At 54.0% G+C, this 26,285-nt stretch carries 26 protein-coding genes; 13 read left to right on the plus strand and 13 right to left on the minus strand.

Translation table 11 applies throughout. The annotated features are described in order from the left end of the window. The first annotated feature begins 28 nt into the window (after positions 1-28). Positions 29-2,266: a mechanosensitive channel protein gene (gene ybiO, locus FDX04_RS12510; protein ID WP_079224874.1), complete on the plus strand. Its 2,238-nt coding sequence runs from the start codon at positions 29-31 to the stop codon at positions 2,264-2,266. Here ybiO and rlmF read toward each other — a convergent pair. Beyond that, positions 2,263-3,189, minus strand: a complete 927-nt coding sequence (rlmF, locus tag FDX04_RS12515) for a 23S rRNA (adenine(1618)-N(6))-methyltransferase RlmF (RefSeq protein ID WP_079224876.1) — start codon at positions 3,187-3,189, stop codon at positions 2,263-2,265. The genes ybiO and rlmF overlap by 4 nt on opposite strands. 211 nt (positions 3,190-3,400) lie before the next feature. Here rlmF and mcbA point away from each other — a divergent pair, with 211 nt between their 5' ends. From mcbA to ybiJ, 3 genes are all read left to right on the plus strand, one after another. Further along, entirely contained in the window at positions 3,401-3,661 is a 261-nt protein-coding gene (gene mcbA / locus FDX04_RS12520) for a DUF1471 family periplasmic protein McbA (protein WP_006685368.1), read from the plus strand. Between the two features lie 143 nt (positions 3,662-3,804). Further along, positions 3,805-4,071 carry a DksA/TraR family C4-type zinc finger protein gene (locus tag FDX04_RS12525; RefSeq protein WP_042309595.1) on the plus strand — a complete coding sequence of 89 codons (267 nt, stop codon included), beginning with the start codon at positions 3,805-3,807 and terminating at the stop codon, positions 4,069-4,071. A 301-nt stretch (positions 4,072-4,372) separates the two neighbouring features. After that, positions 4,373-4,633 carry a DUF1471 family protein YbiJ gene (gene ybiJ / locus FDX04_RS12530; protein ID WP_137371026.1) on the plus strand — a complete coding sequence of 87 codons (261 nt, stop codon included), beginning with the start codon at positions 4,373-4,375 and terminating at the stop codon, positions 4,631-4,633. A 97-nt stretch (positions 4,634-4,730) separates the two neighbouring features. Here the strand turns inward: ybiJ and FDX04_RS12535 are convergent, their stop codons facing one another. From FDX04_RS12535 to FDX04_RS12555, 5 genes are all read right to left on the minus strand, one after another. Then, the gene (locus tag FDX04_RS12535; RefSeq protein ID WP_137371027.1) at positions 4,731-5,816 is read right to left on the minus strand and encodes a malate/lactate/ureidoglycolate dehydrogenase; all 1,086 of its coding nucleotides are present in this window, start codon (positions 5,814-5,816) and stop codon (positions 4,731-4,733) included. 160 nt (positions 5,817-5,976) lie between these two features. Then, on the minus strand, positions 5,977-6,945 hold the full coding sequence (ybiB, locus tag FDX04_RS12540) for a DNA-binding protein YbiB (RefSeq protein WP_137371028.1): 969 nt from the start codon (positions 6,943-6,945) through the stop codon (positions 5,977-5,979). Positions 6,946-6,974: 29 nt separating this feature from the next. After that, the gene (dinG, locus tag FDX04_RS12545; RefSeq protein ID WP_032942770.1) at positions 6,975-9,125 is read right to left on the minus strand and encodes an ATP-dependent DNA helicase DinG; all 2,151 of its coding nucleotides are present in this window, start codon (positions 9,123-9,125) and stop codon (positions 6,975-6,977) included. A 177-nt stretch (positions 9,126-9,302) separates the two neighbouring features. Continuing rightward, a complete protein-coding gene (locus FDX04_RS12550) occupies positions 9,303-10,724 on the minus strand; it encodes a DASS family sodium-coupled anion symporter (protein WP_137371029.1) in 1,422 nt (473 codons plus the stop codon). A gap of 33 nt (positions 10,725-10,757) precedes the next feature. After that, on the minus strand, positions 10,758-12,110 hold the full coding sequence (locus FDX04_RS12555) for an adenylosuccinate lyase family protein (RefSeq protein WP_085047469.1): 1,353 nt from the start codon (positions 12,108-12,110) through the stop codon (positions 10,758-10,760). A 202-nt stretch (positions 12,111-12,312) separates the two neighbouring features. Here FDX04_RS12555 and FDX04_RS12560 point away from each other — a divergent pair, with 202 nt between their 5' ends. Further along, a complete protein-coding gene (locus tag FDX04_RS12560) occupies positions 12,313-13,047 on the plus strand; it encodes a GntR family transcriptional regulator (RefSeq protein WP_079224891.1) in 735 nt (244 codons plus the stop codon). A gap of 67 nt (positions 13,048-13,114) precedes the next feature. Here FDX04_RS12560 and rhlE read toward each other — a convergent pair whose 3' ends face one another. Then, on the minus strand, positions 13,115-14,458 hold the full coding sequence (gene rhlE / locus FDX04_RS12565) for an ATP-dependent RNA helicase RhlE (RefSeq protein WP_137371030.1): 1,344 nt from the start codon (positions 14,456-14,458) through the stop codon (positions 13,115-13,117). Positions 14,459-14,678: 220 nt separating this feature from the next. Between rhlE and cecR the strand changes: the two genes are divergently transcribed. Genes cecR through FDX04_RS12590 form a run of 5 tightly spaced genes read left to right on the plus strand, consistent with a single transcriptional unit; the run spans position 14,679 to position 20,320 of the window. Next, positions 14,679-15,356, plus strand: a complete 678-nt coding sequence (cecR, locus tag FDX04_RS12570) for a transcriptional regulator CecR (protein ID WP_137371031.1) — start codon at positions 14,679-14,681, stop codon at positions 15,354-15,356. Continuing rightward, positions 15,353-16,348: a secretion protein HlyD gene (gene hlyD / locus FDX04_RS12575; RefSeq protein WP_137371032.1), complete on the plus strand. Its 996-nt coding sequence runs from the start codon at positions 15,353-15,355 to the stop codon at positions 16,346-16,348. Before cecR ends, hlyD begins: the two co-directional genes overlap by 4 nt. After that, a complete protein-coding gene (locus FDX04_RS12580) occupies positions 16,341-18,077 on the plus strand; it encodes an ATP-binding cassette domain-containing protein (RefSeq protein WP_137371033.1) in 1,737 nt (578 codons plus the stop codon). The genes hlyD and FDX04_RS12580 overlap by 8 nt, the downstream gene beginning before the upstream one ends. Then, complete coding sequence (locus tag FDX04_RS12585; protein ID WP_042309610.1) at positions 18,070-19,203, plus strand: ABC transporter permease; 1,134 nt, start codon at positions 18,070-18,072, stop codon at positions 19,201-19,203. The genes FDX04_RS12580 and FDX04_RS12585 overlap by 8 nt, the downstream gene beginning before the upstream one ends. 10 nt (positions 19,204-19,213) lie before the next feature. Continuing rightward, positions 19,214-20,320 carry an ABC transporter permease gene (locus FDX04_RS12590; RefSeq protein WP_137371034.1) on the plus strand — a complete coding sequence of 369 codons (1,107 nt, stop codon included), beginning with the start codon at positions 19,214-19,216 and terminating at the stop codon, positions 20,318-20,320. Here FDX04_RS12590 and FDX04_RS12595 read toward each other — a convergent pair. After that, a complete protein-coding gene (locus FDX04_RS12595) occupies positions 20,282-20,692 on the minus strand; it encodes a YbhQ family protein (RefSeq protein ID WP_042309614.1) in 411 nt (136 codons plus the stop codon). The genes FDX04_RS12590 and FDX04_RS12595 overlap by 39 nt on opposite strands. Before the next feature lie 132 nt (positions 20,693-20,824). Here FDX04_RS12595 and FDX04_RS12600 point away from each other — a divergent pair, with 132 nt between their 5' ends. Genes FDX04_RS12600 through FDX04_RS12610 form a run of 3 tightly spaced genes read left to right on the plus strand, consistent with a single transcriptional unit; the run spans position 20,825 to position 23,786 of the window. After that, positions 20,825-21,586 carry an endonuclease/exonuclease/phosphatase family protein gene (locus FDX04_RS12600; RefSeq protein WP_137371035.1) on the plus strand — a complete coding sequence of 254 codons (762 nt, stop codon included), beginning with the start codon at positions 20,825-20,827 and terminating at the stop codon, positions 21,584-21,586. After that, entirely contained in the window at positions 21,583-22,824 is a 1,242-nt protein-coding gene (clsB, locus tag FDX04_RS12605) for a cardiolipin synthase ClsB (protein WP_038639075.1), read from the plus strand. Before FDX04_RS12600 ends, clsB begins: the two co-directional genes overlap by 4 nt. Continuing rightward, the gene (locus tag FDX04_RS12610; protein WP_121528792.1) at positions 22,824-23,786 is read left to right on the plus strand and encodes a YbhN family protein; all 963 of its coding nucleotides are present in this window, start codon (positions 22,824-22,826) and stop codon (positions 23,784-23,786) included. Before clsB ends, FDX04_RS12610 begins: the two co-directional genes overlap by 1 nt. Before the next feature lie 51 nt (positions 23,787-23,837). Here FDX04_RS12610 and FDX04_RS12615 read toward each other — a convergent pair whose 3' ends face one another. The 5 genes from FDX04_RS12615 to moaB are packed head-to-tail and all read right to left on the minus strand — an operon-like array spanning position 23,838 to position 26,276. Then, positions 23,838-24,542 carry a Bax inhibitor-1/YccA family protein gene (locus FDX04_RS12615; RefSeq protein WP_038639068.1) on the minus strand — a complete coding sequence of 235 codons (705 nt, stop codon included), beginning with the start codon at positions 24,540-24,542 and terminating at the stop codon, positions 23,838-23,840. Positions 24,543-24,583: 41 nt separating this feature from the next. Continuing rightward, entirely contained in the window at positions 24,584-25,036 is a 453-nt protein-coding gene (gene moaE / locus FDX04_RS12620) for a molybdopterin synthase catalytic subunit MoaE (RefSeq protein ID WP_047025512.1), read from the minus strand. Position 25,037: 1 nt separating this feature from the next. Then, positions 25,038-25,283 (minus strand): molybdopterin synthase sulfur carrier subunit, encoded by a 246-nt coding sequence (gene moaD, locus FDX04_RS12625; RefSeq protein ID WP_137361548.1) that lies wholly within the window; start codon positions 25,281-25,283, stop codon positions 25,038-25,040. Continuing rightward, a complete protein-coding gene (moaC, locus tag FDX04_RS12630; protein ID WP_061381915.1) occupies positions 25,276-25,761 on the minus strand; it encodes a cyclic pyranopterin monophosphate synthase MoaC in 486 nt (161 codons plus the stop codon). The genes moaD and moaC overlap by 8 nt, the downstream gene beginning before the upstream one ends. Before the next feature lie 2 nt (positions 25,762-25,763). After that, positions 25,764-26,276, minus strand: coding sequence for a molybdenum cofactor biosynthesis protein B (moaB, locus tag FDX04_RS12635; protein ID WP_003035187.1), 513 nt, complete (start codon positions 26,274-26,276; stop codon positions 25,764-25,766). Between the last annotated feature and the right edge of the window lie 9 nt (positions 26,277-26,285).

A 26,285-nucleotide genomic window follows, 5' to 3' on the forward strand; every position in this document is an offset into this window, starting at 1 on the left:
TTGAATTTATTTTCTCATGGGAGGAGTCATGCGCTGGATCCTGTTGGTCTTCTTTTGTCTGCTGAGCATACCGTCTCACGCGGTGACGATACCCGGTGTCACAACCTCGACTTCAGCCGACCCGCAAGCCACCCCCGCAAAAGAGCCTGATGTTGAGCAAAAGAAAGCCGCTTACGCCGCGCTGGCTGACGTACTGGACAATGAAGCATCGCGCCAGGAGTTGATTGGTCAATTGCGCAAAGTCGCGGCAACGCCTCCTCCCGAACCCGTGCCGGTGATTGTCCCCCCCACGCTAACTGAAGAAAAAACGGTGTTGGAAAACGTGACAGATGTCAGTCGTCACTATAGCGAAGTTCTTTCCGACCGCTTTGCCCAGCTTTACCGCAACATCACCGACGCCCCGCATAAAACCTTTAACCCGCAAACCTTCACCAATGCCCTGACCCATTTTTTAATGCTGGCAGCGTCAGTGTTTGGGTTTTACTGGCTGATCCGCCTGTGCGCGCTGCCGCTGTATCGCAAAATGGGACAATGGGCGCGACGGAAAAACCGCGAACGCAGCAACTGGCTACAGCTTCCGGCAATGATCGTCGGCGCATTTATTATCGATTTATTACTGCTGGCGCTGACGTTGTTTATAGGGCAGATTCTGAGCGATCGAATGAACGCCGGGAGCCGCACCATCGCTTTCCAGCAAAGCCTGTTCCTCAATGCCTTTGCGTTGATTGAATTCTTCAAGGCGATTTTACGTCTGATATTTTGCCCGACGGTAGCGGAGCTACGCCCGTTTAACATTCAGGATGACGGCGCGCGCTACTGGAATCGCCGTTTGAGTTCATTAAGCAGCCTGATTGGTTACGGACTGATTGTTGCTGTTCCTATTATCTCAAATCAGGTCAACGTGCAGGTCGGTGCGATGGCAAACGTCATCATCATGCTGTGTATCACGCTATGGGCGCTGTATCTGATTTTTAGAAATAAGAAAGAGATCACACAGCATTTGCTCAATCTGGCGGAAAGATCGTTAGCCTTTTTCAGCCTGTTTATCCGCGCCTTCGCGCTGGTATGGCATTGGCTGGCCAGCGCTTACTTCATTGTGCTGTTTTTCTTCTCGCTGTTTGACCCTGGCAACAGTCTGAAATTCATGATGGGCGCAACGTTACGCAGCCTGGTGATTATCGGCATTGCCGCCTTTGTTTCCGGCATGCTTTCGCGTTGGATAGCCAAAACGATTACCCTGTCGCCACATACCCAGCGCAGCTATCCGGAATTACAAAAACGGTTGAATGGCTGGCTGTCGACGGCGTTAAGCGTGGCCCGGATCCTTACGGTGTGCGTCGCGGTGATGCTGCTGCTCAATGCCTGGGGATTGTTCGACTTCTGGAACTGGCTGCATTACGGCGCCGGAGAAAAAACGGTGGATATCCTGATTCGTATCGCGCTGATTCTTTTCTTCTCCGCCATTGGCTGGACGATCCTTGCCAGCCTGATTGAAAATCGTCTGGCTTCCGATATTCACGGTCGCCCGTTGCCCAGTGCCCGTACCCGTACGCTGTTAACGCTGTTCCGCAATGCGCTGGCGGTGATTATCAGCACCATCACCATCATGATTGTGCTGTCCGAAATTGGCGTCAATATCGCCCCCTTGCTGGCCGGGGCCGGGGCGCTGGGGCTGGCGATCTCTTTCGGCTCGCAAACGCTGGTAAAAGACATTATCACCGGGATCTTCATTCAGTTCGAAAATGGTATGAACACCGGGGATTTAGTCACTATCGGTCCACTCACCGGTACGGTTGAAAGGATGTCCATTCGTTCTGTGGGGGTGCGTCAGGATACCGGGGCGTACCATATCATTCCCTGGTCATCGATAACCACCTTCGCCAACTTTGTGCGTGGCATTGGCTCGGTCGTCGCCAATTACGATGTCGACCGTCATGAGGATGCGGATAAAGCCAATCAGGCGTTGAAAGACGCTGTCGCTGAGCTGATGGAAAAGGACGATATTCGCGGGCTTATTATCGGCGAGCCATCGTTTGCCGGGATCGTCGGGTTAACTAATACGGCTTTCACGCTACGGGTCTCATTTACGACCCTGCCGCTGAAACAGTGGACCGTACGTTTCGCGCTCGACAGCCAGGTGAAGAAACATTTCGATCTGGCCAACGTACGCGCCCCGGTACAGACGTATCAGGTCTTGCCTGCACCGGTGAATGGCCCTCCGTCGGCGGCAAGCGATCAACTGCCGCCAGGGGAGCCAACGCTTTAGCGTTTACGCGCCATAAAACGACGACGCTGATCGTTATCCATAAAGGTCCAGGCAATAAAGCGGCTCTGCTTTTGCCCCTGGGCCATCTCTTTTTTAACCACTTTCACCGCGCCCGCATCCGTTAATGCATGATACAGCGGAGGTAAATTCTCACCGCGCGAAACCAGCGTGGTAAACCACATCACCTGCCGACCAAAGGCCTGGCTTTCGGCGATCATTTTCTTGATGAACGCCACTTCGCCGCCTTCACACCACAACTCCTGCTGCTGTCCGCCAAAGTTCAGCGCATCATCTTTGTCCTGACCCAGATTACGACGCTTACGTTCGCTTCCGGCACGCGCAGAGGCCGCAGAATCATGGAATGGCGGGTTACATACAGTGGCTTCATACTGCTCGTTTTTATGAATGATACCGTTGAAGATTGACGCAGCATCTTTTTGTCGGCGCAAACGAATTGCGCGAGTTAACCCCGGATTGGCGTTAACGATCGCCTGAGCGCTGTTAAACGCTTCGCTACTGGTTTCGCTACCGGTGAATCGCCAGCCGTATTCATGCACGCCAATCAGCGGATAAATACAGTTGGCCCCTACTCCCACGTCCAGTACGCTCGCATTTGCCGGAATGGTTCCTGTCGTTTCACCTAACAGGTCGGCCAGATGGTGAATGTAGTCCGCACGACCAGGAACTGGCGGGCACAGAAAACCGTCTGGAATATCCCAGTTTTTCACCGCATAAAAATGCGCCAGCAGTGCTTTATTGAGCGCCTTCACTGCCTGCGGATTGGCGAAGTTAACGCTCTGCTCGCCGCCGGGCGTGAGGATGAGAAATTGCGTCAACTCGGGGGTAACCTGGCATAAAGTCGCAAGATCATAACGGCCATTGTGGCGGTTGCGTGGGTGTAATCCCGGTTTCTGGGGGGACATAGCATTCTCCTTTTAACAGCGGCGTAAGATACCCGCATAACGCCACGCGGTAAACACACTCATCAAGGAAATTTGATTCTTTATGCCTGTTTCACGTCGAATAAATCGTTCAAAAAACAGACGATTCATCATCAATTTTTTGCGGTAAATATCATCCGAAGGCGACCTAAACTTATCAGGCACCACCTGTTGTTTCTCAGAGGATATCACCATGAAGAAATGCCTCACATTACTTGCTGCTACCGTACTAACCGGTATGACGTTCGCGTCCTTTGCCGCACAGCCCAACACCAGCCCAGCCACCGGTCAGCTCCAGGCCTCCGGTACAGTATTCGCTACCGGAGCCTCTAACCTGAGCGATCTCGAAGACAAGCTGGCAGAGAAAGCAAAAGAGCAAGGCGCAAAAGGCTTTGTCGTTAACTCTGCGGGCGGTAAAAACCAGATGTACGGCAGCGCCACTATCTATAAGTAACCCACTTCACTCAGCGCAACTGCATTCGTCCAGAATGCAGTTTCCTGCACGAATGGTCTGAAATCTGATACCGCTGATGCATGGTCGTTTTTCAGCCATCATATTCGCTATACTTATTCTGTAGACAATGACAGGAGGTACATATGGCATCCGGATGGGCAAATGACGACGCAGTTAACGAGCAGATCAACAATACTATTGAAGATGCTGTTGCCCGCGCCCGCGGTGAATTACCGACCGGGGAAAGTCTGTATGAATGCGAAGAATGCGGTAATCCTATCCCACAGGCCAGACGTGAGGCGGTACCGGGCGTACGCTTATGCGTCGCCTGCCAGCAGGATAAAGATTCACATAAATTAGCATTTTCAGGATATAATCGCAGAGGTTCGAAAGACAGCCAGCTACGTTGACTCATCTTTACCAAAAGTTTCAGCGCAGACCATTTCCTTTACGAGCACGCTTTTTCGCATGCTGTGTAGCAAAATGTGCCGTTGCCGCTTTCTCTGTAAAGCGCAATGACAAGAACTGTAAATCCCTCTTTCGAATTTATTAATATTCAATAAGTTATTTGTCATTCAATTTTTTTGATTGATGCCGTCAATTCTATTCGATTTTCTCTCGCATAAAAAAACGTGATACTTCTCACATCGACGAAACAACGTCTTCTAAACAGAACACTGACTAACAGAACAAACCTGCGAGAGATTAATCATGAAAAATATCAAATTTGCCGTTGCCGCCATCGCCCTTTCTACCCTGTCATTTGGCGTTTTCGCTGCCGAGCAGGTTTCCTCCACTCAGGCACAAAGCATGAATAAAATTGGTGTCGTTTCTGCAGATGGCGCCACCACGCTGGATGGTCTGGAAGCAAAACTGGCTGAGAAAGCCGCCGCTGCCGGCGCAACGGGTTACAACATCACCTCCGCTGTCGGCAACGACAAAATGAGCGGCACCGCGGTTATCTATAAATAACCGAAAGAATACCTGTACGACCCAATGCTCCAACCCTCATTGACCCTGTTTGTTACCCTTTGTTTGCCCGTCCGCCACTGGACGGGCTTTTTTTTGCCTACTGTTCCAACCGTTGACGAAACTCTCGTAACACGGAGTCGGACATCCCTATTTGCCGCGCCGCTTCGCAAATTGCCTGCCAGCTTCCGGCATCCAGCGGAATACCTTGTTCCAGCCGTTCCTCACGAGTATTCACCTCCCACTCCCCTGGCAACAGGATCGGAGCGTCATCGGCATGCGGGGACGCTTTTACCCACTCAGCAAATGCCGCGACCTGGTTATCGCAGTCCGGCGCGCCGAACAGTTCCGGGTTCATAATGATGGTGGTCATGCAGTTAATGATGGCGTCTGCGCTGGTCTGCAGGCTCTCCTCATGTGTGGTTTTACCACCAGAAAGCGCGCCGCCCATAATTTCGCACATCGCCGCCAGCGCATAACCCTTGTGTTGAGCGAAGGTCAGCAACGAACCCAGTGGAGAGACCTGCATCACAGCAGGATCGGTGGTCGGCGCTCCCTCGGCATCAATCAGACATCCCGGAGCCACAGGTTCCCCCTTATGCCATGCCACACGGGTTTTGCCAAAGGCGATGGCGCTGGTTGCATAGTCCAGCAACAGCGGGAAGGTATTTTTACGCGGAAAAACGACGCAGAAAGGGTTGGTGCCAAAACGACTATCGCGACCGTGGAACGGTGCGACCATCGGGATACCCACCACATTCACAAAGTGTACTGAGACAAAACCTGCCGCCGCACATTGTTCCGCCCAGTAACCAATACGTCCGATATGGTGCGAATTGTGTAACGCCACGGCGGCGATACCGTACTGGCGCGCTTTTTCAATCCCAAGCGTCATTGCCTCGTGCGCCGCCACCTGACCAAATGCGCAATCGCCATCAAGCGTAATCACCGCTCCCGCATCTTTTACCACTTTGGCATGACGGTTGATCTGCAGATGTCCCTGCGAGAAGGAGCGAATATAGCTTGGGATCATGCCGATACCGTGGGAGTCGTGCCCGGCGAGGTTAGAGGCAATCAGATGGTCGGCCACCAGTCGCGCTTCCTGCTCGTTACTCCCCATCTGGTGAAAAACGGCCTGAATGAAGGCGTGCAGCGTTGGCACATGGAAGCGATGTCCACTGTTCATTGTTATCTCCTGTTGTGTCGCGTGTTTGTTGTGTTTCTTATTTTTCAACAAACTATGCTGCGCCACGCCAGTCAGGAGGTCAATAAACGTGCAGAAATTTCACGTTGTTGCAAAGAATGAACCGACAGGCCTGGAAATGGCCTGTCGGGGAAACAAGAATTTAGAAGCTTTGCCCGACGCGAGCCAGACCTTCAGCCAGCGAGGAAGATTCGCCGGTTGCGACCAGGCAGCAGGCCATCTGTATTTTCAACGAAGCCGGAACAGGCTCGCTACCGGCCAGACAACGTTCTATCCAGCGCGCGGTAGTTTCCGGATCTTTTGCCACCGGCAGCGGTACCGGTTCGTCAGGCATCTCACTCTGGCGGTCGTGCAATACGCGCACGCCGGAGGAATCGATCAGGCTTATCTGCGGGCAGCGCTGCGGGTTGGCATACACTTCGCCTTCTGTACCGTGCATCAACAGGCCGCGGCCGCCGATGTCGCCAAAGAATTTCGCCACGCGCGATACATATTCCGGATGTGACACGCTGGAAAGACGCAGCGCGGCATCGTCAGCAAACGGCGTGGCGAGTTTAGCCAACGTATGCGCGCTGTTACGCACACCCATTCTCCAGCGCATCGCCAACTGTTTCTCCAGCGGAGGACACAGCGCGCTCACCGGGATAAACACCGGCTCATGACCATCCAGCTTTGCCTGCGCCTGCCCGGCATGCAGCGTTGGCGTAATCCCCATCAGTTCGAAAATGGTTTCTGTCAGCACGCGGGTAGGATCCTCGCTGACGCCGTGTACCACCACCGGGAAGCCGAGCTTATGCAGTAAAATCGCCAGCAGCGGAGTCAAATTCGCCTGCTTACGCGCGCCATTGTAGCTGGGAATGACAATCGGCATAGGTTTGGCTACCGGCGGAGTCAGACGAATGGTGTGGTTTTGCATCGCTTCGTAAAAGCCCAGCATCTCCGCTTCGCCTTCGCCCTTGATACGTAGCGCAATCAGTACCCCGCCCATCTCAAGGTCAGGTACGTCGCCGTTCATCATATGGGTATACAGTCCGCGAGCAGTATCCCTGTCCAGGTCACGCGCGTGATTTTTTCCTCGCCCAATCTCTTTAATGATTTTGCGGTAATCCATCGATAACTCCTTGCCTGTTGCTCGCATCGTTAACGCCGACGACGGCGCGTGGGTTTCGCTTTTTCTTTTGGTTTTACTATAACGTCTGGCACAGCAGGTTGCTCTATCGGAAATATGGGTAACGCGTTCAGTAAACGCTTGCCATAGCTTTTGGTCAATAAACGCTTGTCATAAATAACCACTTCTCCCCAGCAGCCATGGCTACGGATGAGTCGCCCAACCTGCTGGATCAAATTAAACGACGCCGCGGGCAGGCTCTGCACCTCGAAGGGGTAGCGGTTCAGGCTTTTCAACCACTCGCCCTCGGTGATCACAACCGGGCTGTCGATAGGCGGAAAAGCAATTTTGTGAATATGCACCTGGGTCAACAGGTCGCCTTTCAAGTCCAGACCTTCAGCAAAAGATTGCAGCCCAACCAGCACGCTACGCTCGCCGTTAGTCACCCGCTTACGGTGCAACTCCACCAGACGATAGCGCGGCTGATCGCCCTGAACCAGCAACAGCAGGCGCAGATCGGTAACGTGCTCAAGAAAACGCTGCATCGCCCGACCGCTGGCAAAGAGTACCAGCATGCCCTGATGCTTTTTACTTTCCAGCTGTTCGCGGAAATAGGCGGCCATTTCCGCAATATGCTGCTCTTCGTTATCAATTAACGGTTCGTAGCGCATTTGCGGAATGACGATTTTGCCCTGTTCAACGTGATTAAACGGTGAATCCAGCGCGACAAACCGGTCCCCTGCTTTTTCCTTCAGACCGCTCATCTCCTGCAAACGCGAGAAGCTGTTGAGCGAGCGCAGCGTGGCGGAAGTGACAATAATATGCGGGACGCTACGCCACAGCAGTCGTTCGAGCTGATCGCTCACGCGGATCCCCACGCAGTGGAACCAGACGTGGATCTGCCCGTCACGCACCTCGCGCGTCGCCCATTTACTCACCGGCGCGCCTGACGACTGCGCGAGCGATGCCAGCCGCCACAGTTTGCTTTGCGCCTCAAACATGCCCAGCGCCCGGTTCATCTGCAAAATAACCCGATGCAGACGCACAATATCGTGAGTGCCGGTTTTTTCACTGAGATCGTTGAGGAACAGTTCCGCCAGACCGCGCAGCATTTCCGTGAGCTTCGCCAGACGCTGACAAATCTCCATCACTTCCGCAGGCAATTCGCCCATCGCGAAGCGGTGCTCCGCCTCCTGGGTAGCGGGCATGTACAGATTAAGAATGTTATTGAGCGATGAAATCAGCTCATACAATTCCTCACAGTGACCGTTCAGACGCTCGGCATTCGCCAGCGGCGGCGTAGTTTTTGGCCGAAACTGCTCCAGACAGGTAGCCACTAATTTGCAAAATAGATCCAACTGCAGTCGATACCAGGGGGCGCTGATTTCCGCGCTCATCTCCAGCGCATCGCGCGCGACATCCGGCAAATGGTGGCCTTCATCAAGCACCAACAGCAGATTTTTCGGCTCCGGCAAAACGGCTTCGCTTTCCATGGCTGCCATCACCAGCGCGTGGTTGGCTACTACCACTTCAGCTTCCTGAATCTCCCGGCGGGCGACAAAAAAAGGGCATTCACGATAGTAGTGACAGTTACGATTCAGACAACTGGCTTTATCGGTGCTCAGACGCTGCCAGAGTCCGTCGTCAATGGCGATATCGGTGTGATCGCGCAGCCCGTCCCACTTGTAGCTGTCGAGATCGCCTTTTAACCTGGCGCAGCGCTTTTGTTCTTCCTGGTTGTTGGGCGTCAGATCATCGTCGAGAAAAGCCAGCAGATCCTGCTGATTAGGTTCGGTGCTGGCCAGCGCCGCTAAGTTACGCGGGCAGACATAGCGTCCGCGACCAAACGCGGCAGTGAAACGCAGGTCGGGGATAATTTTGCGCAGCAGCGGTAAATCTTTGCTGTAGATCTGGTCCTGCAAAGCGACGTTGGCAGTACTGACCACCAGCGTTTTTTGCTCTTCACGCGCAATGGCAATACCGGGAATCAGATACGACAGGGTTTTCCCCACCCCGGTCGGTGCTTCAATCGCCAGATGCCGCCCTTCTTCCCCGGAAAGCGTTTTCGCGACGTCAGCAATCATCTGCCGCTGCGGCGCACGGGGGATAAAGTCGGGGATCTGTTCCTGAAGCGCCTTGTACCAGGCGGCGATTTGCGCTTTTAGCGCAGCCGTAAGTGCCATGAGAAAACCTGAAATACTGTATAAACAGCCACTATTGTGGCACATTTCAGGCGTTGGATGTACCTTTTTCCCCCATTCTGGAAAGCGCTTCGCAGCTCTGGCTTAAATTGCCGGATGGCTGCTTACACCCTATCCGGCCTACAGTCAGGTGCATTGCAGGCCGAATAAACGTGTCGGTTAATAGTATCCCAGCAGCTTCCACCACAGCATGCCCACGGCAAAAATGATGATCACATTTGCCGTTACCACACAGAGGTTAATTTTGTAAAAGCGCGGTCGTTCAAAATATCCCTGGGCAAAATAAATAGGACCAGGTCCGCCGCCATACTCGGTATTCCCCCACATCAGGTTACTAAAGATGCCGAAGCAAATAGCGACCATCATCGGCGGCGCACCCGCAGCGATCGCCGTGGCCGCGAAAGGAGCATACAGCGCAGCTACGTGTCCGGTAGCCGTAGCAAAGAGATAGTGGACGTAAATGTAAAGGATCCCCAGCACAATAAAGGACTCGATCGCACCAAAACCCTGAATTCCGCTGCCTAACTTTATTGTCATCCATTTAATAAAGCCCAGATCGGCAAGTCCGGTCGCCAGACTAATAATGACGCTAAACCAGATAACCGTATCCCAGGCCGCATGGTCATTAAGCAGGCTTTTCCAGCTAACGGCACCCGAGGCAAACAGATAAGCAGCCAGCCCAAGTCCGACAGATGTGGCAGACAATCCAGTAATCAAACTGGTGCCCCAGCCAACCAGCGCCAGCACAAAACCAAACGCGACTTTTTTCTCGTTGCTGCTCATCGAACCGAGCTCACCGAGCGCCTGCTTGCCCATCGCTTTTGCCTCTGGCGTACGTTTAAGCTCAGGATCCAGCAACTTATAGACCAGAAGCGGCATCAAACAGAAACAGGCCATCGCAGGAACAACAGCGGAAACAAACCACCCGCCCCAGGTTATCTCAACACCTAATGAGGATTTAGCCAGACTCGCCACCAGCGGATTTGCCGCCATCCCGGTGAGGAATATCGCCCCGGTAATGGGCGTAAACTGAAAGCACACCATGGTTAAAAAATAACCAATGCGCTTGCCGGTTACTCCCGGAGCCGAGCCTAATACGTCATTGATTGAACGAGTGATAGGGAAAATAATCCCTCCGGAACGGGCTGTAACTGACGGCATTGCCGGAGCCATAATCAGATCGGATACCCCCAGCGAGTAGGCGATACCCAGGCTACTGCCGCCAAATAGCGATAACATTTTATACGCAATACGTTTCCCAAGCCCGGAGGTGACAAACCCCAGAGAAAGAACATAGGCGCAGAAGATGAGCCATACTGTACCGGACGCAAACCCTGACAGCGCTTTCGCCTCTGGCAAGGTCTTGGTAAAAATCACCACACAAAGCGCAATCAGCATTACCGCCCCCGAAGGGAGCGGTTGGGTAAGAATGGCGGCAATGGTCGCGGCAAAAATAGCAAACATATGCCAGGCCTGAGGCGTCAGACCATCAGGTACGGGATAAAACCAAATTATCCCCCCAATCGCCAGCGGTATCAGGAACGCCAGAATGGATTTTCCCGCGACAGAATTCGTTGACATAAAAATATCCTTATTCCGTTAGCCCGAGAACCTTCATTTCTGCGACATATATTTGGCCAGCACCTGATCGACCATCGCGGGTGCCATTCCCAGGTAATTTGCCGGGTCGGTCAGTTTCTCAATCAACTGCGGATCCAGTCGTTCTGCAACGGATGGCATCGCATTCAGCACATCAGCCAGTCGTCCCCCCTGTTCGTTGACGATACGGCAGGCGTCGTACACAACATCATGCGCATCCTGACGACCGATGTATGGCGCCAGTCCCATCATGACCGCCTCAGCCACTATCAGGCCGTTGGTCATACCGAGGTTACGTTTCATCGCCGCTTCATCGACTATCAGTCCCGCCAGCATAAAATTGGCCTGATGCAACGCCCCTGCGCTGAGGACGAAACTTTCCGGGATAGCAATCCATTCCGCATGCCACGGCCCGGTCGCCCGTTCCAGGTCCTGCACCATCGCATCCAGCATCAGTCCCGCTTGCTGACGCACGCCTTTAGCACAGGCCAGCATCAGTTCGCTGGAGATCGGGTTGCGTTTTTGCGGCATGGTACTGCTGGCGCCACGCCCTTTAACAAACGGCTCATACAGCTCGCCAAACTCATTGGCTGCCAGCAACATTACGTCGTAGGCAATCTTACCCAGCGACCCGGTAATCACCGCTAACAAGTTAACCGCTTCGGCAAAACCATCACGCGCGACGTGCCAGGTGGACGTTGGAACATTCAGTCCAAGCTCTTCCATCATCGCTTTTTGTACCGCCAGCCCTTTATCCCCCAGCGATGCCAGCGTACCAGCTGCACCCGCAAATTCGCCGACCAGAACACGAGGACGCGCCTGGGTAAGACGTTCCGCGTGGCGTTCAAACATATCCAGCCAGATGGCCGCTTTATAACCGAAGGTCACGGGCAAAGCCTGTTGTAAGTGGGTTCTCCCGGCCATTGGCGTATCACGGTAGCGACGTGCGAGGTCTGCGAGCGTCGCACGAAGTTTGTTTATATCGGTCTCAATTAACGTGAACGCATCACGAATTTGTAGGACTACCGCGGTGTCCATAATGTCCTGAGTGGTTGCCCCCCAGTGCACATAGCCGCCGGACTCGCCAGCCTGTTTAGAAATCTGGTGCACCAGCGGTAGGATCGGATACCCCACTATTTCAGTTTCATGGCGCAATAAATCAAAATCGAGCGTGTCGGCATTACATTTCTCGGCAATTTCCTGCGCCGCCGCCTCAGGTATTACGCCACAGCGCGCTTGAGCCTTAGCCAACGCAACTTCCACTTCCACGTATTTGCGCACCAGCTCGCGATCGTCAAACACCGCGCGCATCGCCGGTGTGCCGAAAGAATCCCTAAACAGAACAGAATCAAGTACATTCGAAGCCATAAATCCCCCTGGAAAATCTGATAATGATAAGATGCTTGTTTACGGCGGTTTGTTGGATATTCAAACGCCGCCACAATGTCCAGACATTATCAAATGTCCGTACATTTAAATGTACGGACATTTATAGTATTCATAAGAAATGTAGGGAATAGTCCGTACAAATTTTCGTGATAAAGATCACTAATATTTTGATGAAACTGCGATGAAAGAATCTCTGTACAAGCGAATAGCACGTGAACTGGCGCAGCAAATTTCGGTGGGAACCTTTGCCCCCGGCTCGCTGTTTCCTACGGAAATGGAACTGTGCGAAACATGGCAGGTCAGCCGCCACACCATGCGTGAGGCGCTAAGGGAATTAACAGAGCAAGGTTTGATTTCACGGCGTAAAGGCGCAGGCACCCGCGTTTGCGAACCTAAGGCTAACGGCGTCAATCATCCGCTATCGCATCTTGAGGATCTGCTGCTGCTGGCCAGGAACAATCTGCGCGTCATCAAGAAAATCGATGAGATTGTGGCGGACATAGAGTTGTCCCAGTTGATTGGCTGTCCGCCAGGTTCCCGATGGCTGCACATTGCCAGTACCCGTGAAGATGCGCAAAACCCGGACGCGCCAATTTGCTGGACCGACAGTTACGCCAGCACGGACTACGCCAAGCTGCGCACATACATCCGCGATGATCCGCACTCGTTAATTAGCGATCTGATCGAAGCGCACTACGGTATTAAAAGTCATGAAGTTCACCAGACGATTACGGCAGTTGGCGTGCCTAAGAAGATGGCAAAAATCCTTAACGTAGCACCTGATTCTCCGGCGATGAGAATTGTGCGCCGCTATCTGGACAGGGAAGGAAAAGTTTTTGAAACGACGATTTCTGTTCACCCGGCAGGACGCTATACCTGCTCAATCGTGCTGAAATCGCAAAGCTCAGGGGAATGATTGACCTGGCCGGCCTACACATTATGTAGACCGGCTAGCGTGTTTATACTGCCATACAGCAGGTGAATTACTGCGCTGAAGACGGTCTGCGCGGACGGCGCGGTGGACGAGGCTTATCGCCTGCCGGTTTGCCTTCGCCGCTACGCGGTTTCGCTTTTGGCGCACCGCCATCCTGACGACGCGGCTGCTGGCCACGTCCTGCTCCGCCCTGACCGCGACCGCCACCACCACGCTGCTGGCGAACGTTCTGAATCGGCTCAGCTTTGATGGACGGGTCTGGCTCGTAGCCTGGCGTTGCAATACGCGGGATCTCTTTTTTCAGCAGCTTCTCGATGTCGCGCAACAGTTTGTGTTCATCGACGCATACCAGAGACAACGCTTCGCCGGTGGCAGCCGCACGACCGGTACGACCAATACGGTGCACGTAATCTTCCGGGACGTTCGGCAACTCGTAGTTCACCACGTGCGGCAGCTCTTCAATATCCAGCCCACGCGCGGCAATATCGGTTGCCACCAGCACGCGAATATCACCGGATTTAAAATCGGCCAGCGCACGCGTACGCGCCCCCTGAGATTTGTTACCGTGGATCGCCGCGCTGCGGATGCCGTCTTTATTCAGCTGTTCCGCCAGATGGTTCGCACCGTGTTTGGTACGGGTAAACACCAGCACCTGCTGCCAATTGCCCTGACCAATCATCTGCGACAACAGTTCACGTTTGCGTTTTTTATCCACGAAATGCACATGCTGAGTCACCTGCTCGGACGCGGTATTACGACGCGCCACTTCGATTTCCAGCGGGTTATGCAGCAGCTTTTCGGCCAGCGATTTAATATCGTCAGAGAACGTTGCCGAGAACAGCAGGTTCTGGCGTTTTGCCGGCAGTTTGGCCAGAACGCGACGAATGTCATGAATAAAGCCCATATCCAGCATGCGGTCAGCTTCATCCAGCACCAGAATTTCAACCTGATCCAGTTTCACCGCATTCTGGTGTTCCAGATCGAGCAAACGACCCGGGGTGGCAATCAGCACGTCTACACCGCCACGCAGCTTCATCATCTGCGGGTTAATGCTGACACCGCCGAAAACCACCAGCGAGCGAATATTGAGATACTTACTGTAATCACGAACGTTTTCGCCAATCTGGGCTGCCAGTTCGCGAGTGGGCGTGAGGATCAGCGCACGAACCGGACGGCGGCTTTTACCATGCGGCTGATGGGTCACAAGGTGCTGCAACAACGGCAGGGTAAAACCTGCCGTTTTCCCCGTACCGGTCTGGGCGCTGGCCATCAGATCGCGGCCTTCCAGCACGGCGGGGATCGCCTGCTGCTGAATAGGGGTAGGTTCACGGTAACCCTGCTCGGCAACGGCACGTAAAATATCAGGGTTCAAACCAAGGGAATCAAAAGACATAACAACTCCGAACCGCCCTGACCGTTACCGGTGTCGTTTTCAGGGAGATACACACAATAGAGATGACAAAAACCACAATGTCATGAAGGGGCGGAGTGTAGCAGTTTTTGTGATGTACCGCATAAATTATCCCTTCAACAGAAATTAATTCGCGGACTGGACAAGGTTGCACATCAGTCATAATCTTAATCAATCGATTGATTAAGATCAGAGTCGTGCCATGAATACACCCACCATGACAAGCAAAGGTGAACAGGCGAAAAATCAGCTCATTGCCGCCGCGCTGGCGCAGTTTGGCGAATATGGTTTGCACGCCACAACGCGCGATATCGCCGCGCAGGCCGGGCAAAATATTGCGGCCATCACCTACTATTTTGGCTCAAAAGAGGATTTATACCTCGCCTGCGCCCAGTGGATTGCGGATTTTATTGGCTCACAGTTTCGCCCGCATGCAGAAGAAGCCGAACGTCTGTTTGCTCAGCCGGAGCCGGATCGTGGCGCGATGCGCGAACTTATCCTGCGCGCCTGTAAAAATATGATCATGCTGTTAACCCAAGACGACACCGTTAACCTGAGCAAATTTATCTCGCGCGAACAGCTTTCACCCACCGCGGCTTATCAACTGGTGCACGACCAGGTGATCAATCCGCTGCATACCCACCTGACGCGCCTGATTGCTGCCTATACTGGTCGCGATGCTAACGATACCCAAATGATTCTGCACACCCACGCCATACTCGGCGAGGTGCTGGCCTTTCGTCTGGGGAAAGAGACCATTCTGTTGCGTACGGGCTGGTCAAAATTTGATGAGGATAAAACCGCGCTGATTGAGCACACCGTTACCTGTCACATCGATCTTATTCTGCAAGGTTTAACGCAAAGGAGTCTGGAGTCATGAAAAAACCTGTCGTTCTCGGGCTGGTTATCGCGGCCCTCGTTGCCGTGATTGCCGGTGGAACGTGGTGGTATCAAAGTCGGCAAGATAACGGTCTGACGCTCTACGGCAATGTCGATATCCGTAGCGTCAATCTGAGTTTTCGCGTCGGCGGCAGGCTGGCCTCGCTGGCGGTTGACGAAGGCGACGCCATTACCGCCGGTCAGGTGCTTGGCGAACTGGACCACGCGCCGTATGAAAACGCGCTAATGCAGGCAAAAGCGAATGTTGCCGCCGCCCAGGCACAGTACGATCTGATGCTGGCCGGTTATCGTGAAGAAGAGATTGCGCAAACCGCAGCGGCGGTCAAACAGGCGCAGGCCGCCTATGATTATGCGCAAAACTTTTACAATCGCCAGGTAGGACTGTGGAAAAGCCGCACCATCTCCGCTAACGATCTCGAAAACGCCCGTTCATCACGTGACCAGGCGCTGGCCTCACTGAAATCCGCCCAGGATAAACTCGCCCAGTATCGCAGCGGGAACCGTGTGCAGGATATTGAGCAGGCGAAAGCCACGCTCGAGCAAGCACAAGCTGAGCTGGCGCAGGCTGAACTGAATTTGCATGACACCACGTTAACCTCTCCGTCTGACGGCACGATTCTCACCCGGGCGGTTGAACCGGGTAGCATGCTGAACGAAGGAGGCACGGTACTGACGCTATCACTCACGCGTCCGGTCTGGGTTCGCGCCTACGTTGACGAACGAAATCTGAGCCAGGCGCAGCCAGGACGCAAAATTCTGCTCTACACCGATGGCCGCCCGGACAAGCCTTATCACGGTAAAATTGGCTTCGTGTCGCCCACCGCCGAGTTTACCCCGAAAACGGTCGAGACCCCTGACCTGCGTACCGACCTGGTTTATCGTCTGCGCATTGTGGTGACCGATGCAGACGATGCGTTGCGCCAGGGGATGCCGGTAACAATAAAGTTTGGCGATGAGGCACGGCATGACTGACGCCGTCATTACGCTGAATGGGCTGACGAAAAACTTTGCCGGAATGGAAAAACCGGCCGTCGCCCCGCTCGACTGTACCGTTCATGCCGGCTACGTGACCGGGCTTGTCGGGCCGGACGGCGCGGGCAAAACCACGCTGATGCGCATGCTGGCGGGTTTGTTAAAACCCGACGCCGGAAGTGCTGTCGTAATTGGCTTTGATCCCATCAAAGACGACAGCGCCCTGCATGCCGTGCTGGGTTATATGCCACAGAAATTTGGCCTGTACGAAGATTTAACGGTCATGGAGAACCTCAATCTCTATGCCGATTTGCGCAGCGTCACCGGCGACGTACGAGAAAAAACCTTTGCCCGGTTACTGGAATTTACCTCACTGGGTCCGTTTACCGGACGACTGGCTGGCAAGCTTTCCGGTGGCATGAAACAGAAGCTCGGGCTTGCCTGTACGCTGGTCGGCGAACCCAAAGTGTTGCTGCTGGATGAGCCAGGTGTCGGCGTCGACCCTATTTCCCGTCGCGAGTTGTGGCAAATGGTCCATGAACTGGCGGGCGACGGGATGCTGATCCTCTGGAGTACCTCCTATCTGGATGAAGCTGAGCAATGTCGTGATGTGTTGCTGATGAATGAAGGCGAATTGCTGTATCAGGGCGATCCGACCCAGCTTACGCAGACGATGGCCGGACGCAGCTTTTTAATGAGCAGCCCGCAGGAAAATAACCGCCGACTGCTGCAACGCGTGTTAAAACTGCCGCAGGTCAGCGATGGGATGATTCAGGGGAAATCCGTCCGTTTGATCCTGAAAAAAGAGGCCACGGCCCAGCAGATTCAGGACGCGAACGGTATGCCGGAGATAACCATCAACGAAACCGTTCCCCGTTTCGAGGATGCTTTTATCGATTTACTCGGCGGGGCCGGAACATCAGAGTCGCCGCTGGGTGCCATCCTGCATACCGTGGAAGGCACGCCTGGCGAAACGGTGATCGAAGCCAAAGCGTTGACCAAAAAGTTCGGCGATTTTGCCGCTACCGACCATGTAGACTTTGCCGTGCAGCGCGGCGAGATTTTTGGCCTGTTAGGCCCGAACGGCGCCGGAAAATCCACCACCTTTAAAATGATGTGCGGTCTGCTGGTTCCTACCTCCGGCAAAGCGCTGGTGCTGGATATGGACCTCAAAGTCAGTTCCGGCAAAGCGCGTCAGCATCTGGGCTATATGGCGCAGAAATTCTCCCTGTACGGCAACCTGACGGTTGAACAGAATCTGCGTTTTTTCTCCGGCGTCTACGGCCTGCGCGGTCGAGCGCAGAAAGAGAAGATCGATCGCATGAGTGAGGCATTTGGCCTGAAAAGCATCGCCTCCCACGCTACCGACGAGCTACCGCTGGGCTTTAAACAACGTCTGGCGCTGGCCTGCTCGCTGATGCATGAGCCAGATATCCTGTTTCTCGATGAACCCACTTCCGGGGTTGATCCCCTTACCCGTCGAGAATTCTGGTTACATATCAACAGTATGGTGGAAAAAGGCGTCACGGTGATGGTGACGACCCACTTTATGGATGAGGCGGAATATTGCGATCGCATCGGGCTGGTGTATCACGGCAAACTGATCGCCAGCGGCACGCCGGACGACCTGAAAGCAAAGGCTGCCGATAGCGACACACCGGACCCAACCATGGAGCAGGCGTTTATTACGCTCATCAATGACTGGGATAAGGAGCATACGCATGAGTAACTCCGCGCTCTCATGGCGACGCGTACGCGCGCTGTGCGTAAAAGAGACGCGCCAGATCGTCCGCGATCCCAGCAGTTGGCTGATTGCGGTGGTGATCCCGTTGTTGCTGCTGTTTATCTTCGGCTACGGGATCAACCTCGACTCCAGCAAGCTGCGAGTGGGAATTTTGCTCGAACAGCAGAGCGAAGAGGCGCTGGATTTCACCCACACCATGACCGGTTCGCCGTATATTGACGCCACCATCAGCGATAACCGTCAGGAATTGATTGAGAAAATGCAGGCCGGACGCATTCGCGGGCTGGTGGTGATCCCGGTAGATTTTGCCCAACAAATGGCGCGACCTGGCGACACAGCCCCTATTCAGGTGATCACTGACGGCAGCGAACCGAATACCGCCAACTTTGTGCAGGGTTATGTCGAAGGCATCTGGCAGATTTGGCAGCAACAGCGGGCTGAGGATCGCGGGGAATCATTTAAGCCGTTAATCGATGTGCAGACCCGCTACTGGTTTAACCCGGCGGCTATCAGCCAGCACTTTATAATTCCGGGGGCGGTAACCATCATCATGACGGTGATTGGCGCGATCCTCACCTCGTTAGTGGTGGCGCGTGAATGGGAGCGCGGCACCATGGAAGCGCTGTTGTCTACCGAAGTTACCCGCGTCGAGCTGCTGCTGTGCAAACTGATCCCCTATTACTTTTTAGGCATGCTGGCGATGCTGCTGTGTATGCTGGTATCGGTGTTTATTCTTGGCGTGCCCTATCGCGGCTCGTTGCTAATCCTGTTTTTTATCACCAGCCTGTTTTTGCTCAGTACGCTCGGCATGGGACTGCTTATCTCCACCATCACCCGTAATCAGTTTAACGCCGCGCAGGTTGCACTGAACGCCGCTTTCCTGCCCTCGATTATGTTGTCGGGGTTTATCTTCCAGATAGACAGCATGCCGGCGATTATCCGCGCGGTGACTTACATTATTCCGGCGCGCTATTTCGTCAGCACCCTGCAAAGCCTTTTTTTGGCGGGCAACATTCCGGTGGTGCTGGTTATCAACGTGCTGTTTTTAATCGCTTCGGCGGTAATGTTTATTGGCCTGACGTGGCTGAAAACCAAACGTCGGCTGGATTAAGGGGACGGGCATGTTTCATCGCTTATGGACATTAATTCGTAAAGAGCTGCAATCGCTATTACGCGAGCCGCAAACGCGAGCCATTTTGATTCTACCGGTACTGATTCAGGTCATTCTGTTCCCGTTCGCCGCGACGCTGGAAGTGACCAACGCTACTATCGCTATCTATAACGAAGATAACGGTAAACATTCGGTGGAGCTTACCCAGCGCTTCGCCCGCGCCAGCGCTTTTACGCATGTCCTGTTACTGAAAAGTCCGCAGGAGATCCAGCCCACCATCGACACGCAAAAAGCGCTGTTGCTGGTGCGCTTCCCGGCCAACTTTTCGCGGAATCTGGATACCTTCCAGCAAGCACCCATGCAAATTATCCTCGATGGACGTAACTCGAACAGCGCGCAAATTGCCGCCAATTACCTGCAGCAGATCGTGAAGGAGTACCAGCAGGAGCTGATGGACGGCAAGCCAAAACCGAACAACAGCGAACTGGTGATACGTAACTGGTATAACCCGAATCTGGACTATAAATGGTTCGTGGTTCCGTCGCTGATCGCCATGATTACCACCATCGGCGTGATGATCGTCACCTCGCTGTCTGTTGCCCGCGAACGCGAGCAGGGCACGCTCGATCAACTGCTGGTCTCCCCGCTTACCACCTGGCAGATTTTCATCGGCAAGGCGGTGCCTGCGCTAATTGTGGCCACTTTTCAGGCCACCATTGTGCTGGCGATCGGCATCTGGGCTTATCACATTCCGTTTGCCGGTTCACTGGGGCTATTCTATTTCACGATGGTGATTTACGGACTGTCGCTGGTCGGCTTTGGTCTGCTGATTTCATCGCTGTGCGCCACCCAGCAGCAGGCGTTTATCGGCGTATTTGTCTTTATGATGCCAGCGATATTGCTCTCAGGTTACGTCTCGCCGGTCGAAAATATGCCGGTATGGTTACAGAATCTGACGTGGATAAACCCGATCCGCCATTTTACGGACATCACGAAACAGATTTACCTGAAGGATGCGAGTCTGAAGATTGTCTGGGGAAGTTTGTGGCCGCTGTTGGTGATAGCGGCCACAACCGGCTCAGCGGCGTATGCGATGTTTCGCCGCAAGGTGATGTAGCTTTTTGTCTTTCGCCAACAGCGACACCACGGCGGGTCCGGCAAGGATCACCAGCCCCGCCAGGGCCAGCAAGACGTTGTTTTGCAGCACGCGCGACAACAGCCACAAAACGATCATCGCGGCACCGAAATACCACGTCGTAGTGAGTTCTTCCAGCACATCCGCCACGTCGCGCCAGCGCTGTTCATGGTGACGTTGTAAAGCCAGCATTAATAAAACCGTTACGCCGTAAACGACGCATAATCCCAGGCCGACGTGCACCAGCGTGCCGCTCATCCAGCCCATTACCAGTAATGCCACTACCAGTAAATGCAACACAATCTGCCAGCAACTTAGACCCGTTGCGACACGAACACGTTGTTGCCACCTCATGGCTTTTCTCCTGAAGGATTTTCGACTAATTGTTCAGAGTACCGGACTTTACGGAAAATTCCGCAACACCGCATCTTTTTGTGACGACGACTACACTATTTTAATCAGGAAAGTGACGCCAACGGGAGAATCATGGCCAGACAAACAGAACGGTTTTCATTCAATGTGCTCACCATTAATATTCATAAAGGGTTTACCGCCTTCAATCGGCGTTTTATTTTGCCTGAGCTGCGAGAAGCCGTCAGAACGGTCGGTGCGGATATTGTGTGCCTGCAAGAGGTAATGGGCGCACACGAGGTGCATCCACTGCATGTGGAAAACTGGCCGGACACCACGCACTACGAATTTCTGGCGGATACCATGTGGAGCGACTTCGCTTATGGACGTAACGCCGTGTATCCGCAGGGGCATCACGGTAACGCCGTGCTGTCGCGCTATCCTATTGAACATTATGAAAATCGCGATGTGTCGGTCGGCGCGAGTGAAAAACGCGGGGTCCTGTACTGCCGCATCGTGCCGCCGATGCTCTCCCACCCGGTTCACGTGATGTGTGTCCATCTCGGTTTGCGTGAGGCCCACCGTCAGGCCCAGCTCGCTATGCTGGCAGATTGGGTGAATGCCTTACCTGAGGGTGAGCCCGTCGTGGTCGCCGGTGATTTCAACGATTGGCGACAAAAAGCTAATCATCCGTTGAAAGCCAATGCCGATCTTGACGAGATCTTTACCCGCGCCCACGGTCGCCCGGCGCGGACGTTTCCGGTGCAGTTTCCCCTGCTGCGTCTCGACAGGATCTATGTGAAAAACGCGAATGCCAGTACCCCAACGACGCTGGCGCTGCGTCACTGGCGACATTTGTCCGATCATGCCCCTCTGAGTGCGGAGATTCATTTATGAAATTTGGCTGGCGTGAAGGCAATCAAATTCAACTGCTGGAAAACGGCGATCAGTACTACCCCGCCGTGTTTGACGCCATTGAACAGGCGCAGCAAAAAATTATCCTCGAGACCTTCATCTGGTTTGAAGATGCGGTCGGAAAACAGCTGCATGCCGCGCTGCTGAGTGCAGCACGTCGCGGCGTTAAAGCAGAAGTGCTGCTGGATGGCTATGGCTCACCGGACCTCAGCGACAGCTTCGTTAATGAGCTAACCGCAGCCGGCATTGTTTTCCGCTATTACGATCCGCGCCCGCGTCTGTTCGGCATGCGCACCAATCTCTTTCGCCGTATGCATCGCAAAATTGTGGTCATTGATGACCGCGTTGCTTTCGTCGGCGGCATCAATTATTCCGCTGAACATATGTCTGATTACGGCCCTGAGGCCAAGCAGGATTACGCCGTGCGCGTTGAAGGTCCCATCGTGGCCGACATCCTGACATTCGTGCTGGAAAACTTGCCGGGCCAGAGCGCCGTACGCCGCTGGTGGCGACGTCATCATCGCGCAGTCGAAAATCATCGGCCTGGCGAAGCGCAGGTACTATTTGTCTGGCGCGACAACGAAGAACATCGCGATGATATTGAACGTCATTATTTGAAAATGCTTACCCAGGCCAGACGGGAAGTGATCATTGCCAATGCCTACTTCTTTCCCGGCTATCGCTTTCTGCATGCCCTGCGTAAAGCGGCCCGACGCGGCGTTCGGGTAAAACTCATCGTGCAGGGTGAACCAGATATGCCGATTGTGAAAGTGGGCGCCCGCCTGCTGTACAACTATCTGGTAAAAGGCGGCGTCCATGTCTATGAATATCGCCGTAAACCTCTGCATGGCAAGGTAGCGCTGATGGACGATCATTGGGCGACGGTAGGCTCCAGCAATCTTGACCCGCTCAGCCTGTCGCTGAATCTGGAAGCGAATCTCATTATTCATGACCGTGCGTTTAACCAGACTCTGCGCGATAACCTGAACCCGATTATTGCGCAGGACTGCAAGCGGGTTGATGAATCCATGCTGCCCAAACGCACCTGGTGGAACCTGACCAAAAGCGTGCTGGCGTTCCACTTTTTACGCCATTTCCCGGCGCTGGTCGGCTGGCTTCCCGCACATACACCACATCTGACCGAGGTAGAGCCGCCCGCACAGCCTGCCATGGAAACGCAGGATCGCATTCAAACTGAGGATGTCGGAGGAAAATCCTGATGGCCAAAGCACATCCGCGCTGGCGGTTAGCGAAAAAAATACTCACGTGGCTATTTTTCATTGCCGTCATCGTGTTGCTGGTCATTTATGCCAGCAAGGTCAATTGGGAAGAGGTCTGGACGGTAATCCGGGATTACAATCGGACTGCCCTGCTCAGCGCCGTGGGGTTGGTAATCGTCAGTTATTTACTCTACGGCTGCTATGACCTGCTCGGCCGACATTACTGTGGGCACAAGCTGGCAAAACGCCAGGTCATGCTGGTGTCGTTTATCTGTTACGCCTTCAACCTGACGTTAAGCACCTGGGTGGGCGGTATTGGGATGCGTTATCGGCTCTACTCGCGCCTCGGGTTGCCGGGGAGCACTATTACGCGGATTTTTTCACTGAGTATTACCACCAACTGGCTGGGCTATATTCTGCTGGGCGGCTTTATTTTTACCTTTGGCGTGGTCGAGCTGCCCGCGCATTGGTATATCGATGAAGGTACGCTGCGCATTTTAGGCATTGCGCTACTGCTGATTATTGTCGTTTATCTGTGGTTTTGCGCCTTCGCGAAACATCGCCACATCACCATCAGGGGCCAAAAGCTGGTGCTGCCCTCCTGGAAATTCGCCATCGCGCAAATGGTGATATCCAGTACCAACTGGATGGTGATGGGAGCCATTATCTGGCTGTTGCTGGGTCAGGATATCAACTATTTCTTCGTGCTGGGCGTGCTACTGGTGAGCAGTATTGCCGGGGTTATCGTACATATTCCGGCGGGGATCGGCGTGCTGGAGGCGGTTTTTATGGCGTTGCTGGCGGGGGAAAATACTTCTCAAGGCAAGATTATCGCCGCCCTGCTTGCGTATCGCGTCCTCTATTATTTTATTCCGCTGCTGCTGGCGCTTATTTGCTACCTGTTGCTGGAAAGTCGGGCGAAAAAGCTGCGGGCGAAAAACGAGAAGGCAATGGCGAAATGATGGTGTATATAGTGCCGGATGCGGCGTAATGCCTTATCCGGCAACAGAGAATTAACGACGATTGCCGAAGATACGCAGCAGCATCAGGAACAGGTTGATAAAGTCCAGATACAGCGTTAGTGCGCCAAGAATCGCGTATTTGCGCAGATTAGAACTGTCACGCAGATCGATCTGCTCACCGATGTTTTTCAGCTTCTGCGTGTCATAGGCGGTCAGACCGACAAACACAATCACCCCAATGTAGGTTACCGCCCACATCAACGCTTCGCTCTTCAGCCAGAAGTTAACCAGTGAAGCCAGCACAATCCCGATTAGCGCCATAAACAGCATATTGCCGAAACCGCTGAGGTCACGCTTAGTGGTATAACCGTACAGGCTCATGATGCCAAACATCCCGCCGGTGACCACAAAGGTACTGGCGATAGACGAGTAGGTATAGACGATGAAGATGCTCGACAGCGTCAACCCGGTTAACGCCGAATAGAGCATAAACAGCGTGGTTGCCACACCGGCGCTCAGCTTTTGCACCATGCCGGACAAAACGAACACCAGCGCCAGTTGGGCGATAATCAGGCCAAAGAAGGTGATTTTACTGGAGAAGACAAACATCATCACCGCGGGCGTATTTGCCGCATACCAGGCGATAAACGCCGTCAGCAACAACCCGCAGGTCATCCAGCCATAAACCTGCGCCATATACGTTTGCAGGCCGGAACGCGCCTGCACAATAGAATCGGATCGTGGGAATCGGTCCATGACAATCTCCTGAATCAGTATGAGCCTACAACAATTGTACTCTACCAGCGTTTTGCTGCTAGCTTATCGCTGTCACGGGCATCCACCCAACGTTCACCTTCCGGCGTGGCCTCGCGCTTCCAGAACGGTGCGCGGGTTTTCAGATAATCCATAATGAACTGCCCGGCATCAAACGCGCTACTACGATGCGCGCTGGTCACGCCAACAAAAACGATTTCGTCGCCGGGCCACAGTTCGCCGATGCGATGAATCACCGTCACCCGCCCCAGCGGCCAGCGCGTACGCGCCTCGTCAACAATCTCCGCCAACGCTTTTTCGGTCATGCCGGGATAGTGTTCCAGTGTTAACGCCTGCACGCTGTCACCGAGATTGTGATTACGCACTTTACCGGTGAAAGTCACCACCGCGCCATCTTCATCGCGCTCGGCAAGCCAGGGATACTCTTCCCCAACGCTGAACGGCGCATGCCCAACAACAATTCGCGTCTCAGCCATCTTAACCTCCGGTTACCGGTGGGAAGAAAGCCACTTCATCACCTGCGTTAAGGGAGTGGTCAAAACTGACCAGCGTCTGGTTCACCGCCGCCAGCAGCTTGCCGTCTTCCAGCGCCAGCGCCCAACGATCGCCTTTCGCCGCCAGATGCTGGCGCAGCGCTTCGACCGTTGCAAATTCGGCGGTAACCTCTAACGCATCCGTGTTGACCAGTTCACGGACCTGGGCAAAGAAAAGAACCTTAATCATGCGCATCCACCTTAAAATCGCCCGACTTACCACCACTTTTTGCCAGCAGGCGCACCGGACCAATCACCATGTCCTTTTGTACCGCTTTGCACATGTCGTAGATGGTCAACGCCGCCACGGAGGCCGCCGTTAACGCTTCCATTTCCACACCGGTTTTCCCGCTCAGGCGACACAGCGTCTCAATGCGTACACGATCGTGTTCCGGTTCGGCATGCAGGTTAACTTCGACCTTGCTCAGCATCAGCGGGTGACACAGCGGGATAAGATCCCAGGTCCGTTTGGCCGCCTGAATACCGGCAATGCGCGCCGTGGCGAAAACGTCGCCTTTATGGTGGCTACCATCGATAATCATCGCCAGCGTTTCGCTGCGCATCGTCACGAATGCTTCAGCACGCGCCTCGCGTACCGTTTCTGCTTTACCAGAGACATCCACCATGTGGGCTTCGCCAGCGGCGTTAATATGAGTCAGTTGCGACATAATTATTTCTTCAAATGTGGGTGGAAATTACACGGACGCGTACGGGCATCAAGCTGCGGCGCAATGATATTTTCCCAGGCGGTACGACACGCTTTGGTCGAACCCGGCATGGCGAAAATCAGCGTTTTATTCGCAACCCCGGCAATTGCCCGGGATTGCAGCGTCGCGGTGCCAATCTCTTCAAACGAGAGCATACGGAATACTTCGCCAAAACCCTCAACTTCTCTGTCGAACAGTGGTTGCAGCGCTTCCGGCGCCTGGTCGCCTTCGGTCAGTCCGGTGCCGCCGGTAATAAGCACAACCTGCACATCGTCACTGGCAATCCAGGCGGAAACCTGGGCGCGGATGGCATAACGGTTCTCTTTGACAATTGCCTTGTCAACAATCTGATGGCCCGCTTCCTGCGCCGAGTCACGCAGGTAGTGACCGGAGGTGTCATCCTCTTCGCCGCGACGGTTGGAAACAGTAAGAATAGCAATGCGTGTCGGGATAAATTCAGCGCTTACCTGACTCATGAAAACTCC

This window comes from Citrobacter sp. wls615, from assembly GCF_005281355.1.
Taxonomy (GTDB): domain Bacteria; phylum Pseudomonadota; class Gammaproteobacteria; order Enterobacterales; family Enterobacteriaceae; genus Citrobacter; species Citrobacter werkmanii.

Coding starts and splice junctions, on each gene's coding strand:
- FDX04_RS12535 (WP_137371027.1), bottom strand. CDS start 5,816: ATGAACAGTGGACATCGCTTCCATGTGCCAACGCTGCACGCCTTCATT.
- FDX04_RS12590 (WP_137371034.1), top strand. CDS start 19,214: ATGTTTCATCGCTTATGGACATTAATTCGTAAAGAGCTGCAATCGCTA.
- moaD (WP_137361548.1), bottom strand. CDS start 25,283: ATGATTAAGGTTCTTTTCTTTGCCCAGGTCCGTGAACTGGTCAACACG.
- rhlE (WP_137371030.1), bottom strand. CDS start 14,458: ATGTCTTTTGATTCCCTTGGTTTGAACCCTGATATTTTACGTGCCGTT.
- FDX04_RS12525 (WP_042309595.1), top strand. CDS start 3,805: ATGGCATCCGGATGGGCAAATGACGACGCAGTTAACGAGCAGATCAAC.
- rlmF (WP_079224876.1), bottom strand. CDS start 3,189: ATGTCCCCCCAGAAACCGGGATTACACCCACGCAACCGCCACAATGGC.
- moaB (WP_003035187.1), bottom strand. CDS start 26,276: ATGAGTCAGGTAAGCGCTGAATTTATCCCGACACGCATTGCTATTCTT.
- FDX04_RS12600 (WP_137371035.1), top strand. CDS start 20,825: ATGGCCAGACAAACAGAACGGTTTTCATTCAATGTGCTCACCATTAAT.
- FDX04_RS12580 (WP_137371033.1), top strand. CDS start 16,341: ATGACTGACGCCGTCATTACGCTGAATGGGCTGACGAAAAACTTTGCC.
- FDX04_RS12610 (WP_121528792.1), top strand. CDS start 22,824: ATGGCCAAAGCACATCCGCGCTGGCGGTTAGCGAAAAAAATACTCACG.
- ybiO (WP_079224874.1), top strand. CDS start 29: ATGCGCTGGATCCTGTTGGTCTTCTTTTGTCTGCTGAGCATACCGTCT.
- FDX04_RS12560 (WP_079224891.1), top strand. CDS start 12,313: ATGAAAGAATCTCTGTACAAGCGAATAGCACGTGAACTGGCGCAGCAA.
- ybiB (WP_137371028.1), bottom strand. CDS start 6,945: ATGGATTACCGCAAAATCATTAAAGAGATTGGGCGAGGAAAAAATCAC.
- FDX04_RS12550 (WP_137371029.1), bottom strand. CDS start 10,724: ATGTCAACGAATTCTGTCGCGGGAAAATCCATTCTGGCGTTCCTGATA.
- moaC (WP_061381915.1), bottom strand. CDS start 25,761: ATGTCGCAACTGACTCATATTAACGCCGCTGGCGAAGCCCACATGGTG.
- hlyD (WP_137371032.1), top strand. CDS start 15,353: ATGAAAAAACCTGTCGTTCTCGGGCTGGTTATCGCGGCCCTCGTTGCC.
- dinG (WP_032942770.1), bottom strand. CDS start 9,125: ATGGCACTTACGGCTGCGCTAAAAGCGCAAATCGCCGCCTGGTACAAG.
- FDX04_RS12555 (WP_085047469.1), bottom strand. CDS start 12,110: ATGGCTTCGAATGTACTTGATTCTGTTCTGTTTAGGGATTCTTTCGGC.
- clsB (WP_038639075.1), top strand. CDS start 21,583: ATGAAATTTGGCTGGCGTGAAGGCAATCAAATTCAACTGCTGGAAAAC.
- FDX04_RS12585 (WP_042309610.1), top strand. CDS start 18,070: ATGAGTAACTCCGCGCTCTCATGGCGACGCGTACGCGCGCTGTGCGTA.
- FDX04_RS12595 (WP_042309614.1), bottom strand. CDS start 20,692: ATGAGGTGGCAACAACGTGTTCGTGTCGCAACGGGTCTAAGTTGCTGG.
- mcbA (WP_006685368.1), top strand. CDS start 3,401: ATGAAGAAATGCCTCACATTACTTGCTGCTACCGTACTAACCGGTATG.
- cecR (WP_137371031.1), top strand. CDS start 14,679: ATGAATACACCCACCATGACAAGCAAAGGTGAACAGGCGAAAAATCAG.
- FDX04_RS12615 (WP_038639068.1), bottom strand. CDS start 24,542: ATGGACCGATTCCCACGATCCGATTCTATTGTGCAGGCGCGTTCCGGC.
- ybiJ (WP_137371026.1), top strand. CDS start 4,373: ATGAAAAATATCAAATTTGCCGTTGCCGCCATCGCCCTTTCTACCCTG.
- moaE (WP_047025512.1), bottom strand. CDS start 25,036: ATGGCTGAGACGCGAATTGTTGTTGGGCATGCGCCGTTCAGCGTTGGG.